The organism is Paenibacillus sp. 01T422 (assembly GCF_056398785.1).
In genome coordinates, this window is record NZ_JBFTQB010001259.1 from 1 (window position 1) to 1373 (window position 1373).

3 protein-coding genes are annotated in these 1373 nt (G+C 48.7%); all 3 read right to left on the minus strand.

Annotated features, from left to right (window positions below; genetic code table 11):
- Nucleotides 1-377, minus strand: a 377-nt coding sequence (gene rpiA, locus AC1DUA_RS37795; protein ID WP_477504595.1) for a ribose 5-phosphate isomerase A, incomplete at its 3' end; no start/stop codon positions are given.
- Nucleotides 367-597 carry a DNA-directed RNA polymerase subunit alpha C-terminal domain-containing protein gene (locus AC1DUA_RS37800; protein ID WP_477504596.1) on the minus strand — a complete coding sequence of 77 codons (231 nt, stop codon included), beginning with the start codon at nt 595-597 and terminating at the stop codon, nt 367-369. The genes rpiA and AC1DUA_RS37800, both read right to left, overlap by 11 nt.
- Before the next feature lie 7 nt (nt 598-604).
- Nucleotides 605-1373, minus strand: a 769-nt coding sequence (locus AC1DUA_RS37805; RefSeq protein WP_477504597.1) for an aminotransferase-like domain-containing protein, incomplete at its 5' end; no start/stop codon positions are given.

Sequence of the window (1373 nt, forward strand, 5' to 3'; positions counted from 1 at the left end):
ACCTTGCTTTCATCAACAATGATAATAAGTTGTTTGCTAGATGAAGCAATGACTTTCTCACGCAGCAGCGCACCTCCGCCCCCTTTGACCAGATTCCAAGCACCATCTACTTCGTCAGCGCCATCAATCGTCACATCTATTTCTTCTACTTCAGAGAAAGGAATCAACGGAATTCCAAGTTCCTTAGCCAAGTTCTCAGATTGTACGGAGGTTGCTACTGCCTTGATTTGTAGACCGTTAAGAACTTTCTTTCCAATTTGTTGGATAGCCCAATAGGCCGTGGAGCCTGTGCCTAAGCCTACGGTCATGCCATCTTGAATATATTCCACTGCTTGTTCAGCGGCTATTTGCTTGGGATTGCTGCTCTCAAGATTCATCTGCGTAAGTCAGTCCCTTCTCGGCAAGTGCACGGCGAAGCGGGTCCAGCGACTTGGGTCCCATGCCATGCAGCTTCATAATCTCTTTCTCGGTTGTCTTGCTGAGCTGTTCAAGCCGGTGAAATCCGGCACCTGCGAGTGCACGAAGTGCAGGATTTGAAAGCTTAGGCAAGTCTGATTGGTCTTCTTCCTTACTTGTTCGCGTGTCATTCGTTGACATCTCTCGCTCACCTTTCCAATCTTTTAATCCCAGCCAAATCTCGAATCAGAATCGCTACTCGCTTAAGGCCCCATTCAAGCTCATGCAACTTGGCATAGGCGTAAGAAATTCGCAAATAGTTGCCTGTAAGTCGATTATAAATCGAACCGGGATTTAACAAAACACCCTCTTTTAAAGCGCGTTCAAATAGGATTTGCATCGGAACGTCGACAGTTAGCTGAACCCAAATGTAGAAACCCCCTGTTGGTACCGACCAACTGGCAATTCCAGCGAAATAAGCTTGGAGCAGCTGCACCGTGCTGTCCCGTCTCATCTTCAATTGCGCTCTGATCGTAACAAGATGCTCCTGATACAAGCCTCTTCCCAGCCACTCAGCAGCAGCCCATTGGGAGACAGAGCTCGAACCGTAGTCATTCTGCATTTTGATATCCGCTAATCGTTCGATGACGGGCTCAGGAGCAACCACCCAACCTATGCGAAGCCCTGGACTTAACGTCTTGGACAATGTCCCCAAATATAGGACTAGGGCGTGGGGATCCCTGGCTTTTAGAGGTAAAGGAGGCGGCTCATCAAACCAAAGCTCCCTGTACGCGTCATCCTCAATAATCGGGAGACCTTCGTCAGCGCAAGCGTTCATCAGTGCCTGGCGCCTCGCCTCGGGCATCAAAGTCCCTGTTGGATTTTGAAAAGTTGGAATCGTGTACAATAGTGAAGCGTTATAGCCCTTTTTGTAACGTCCAATCTGGTTCGTAAGCACGCCATCCTCATCCATAGGT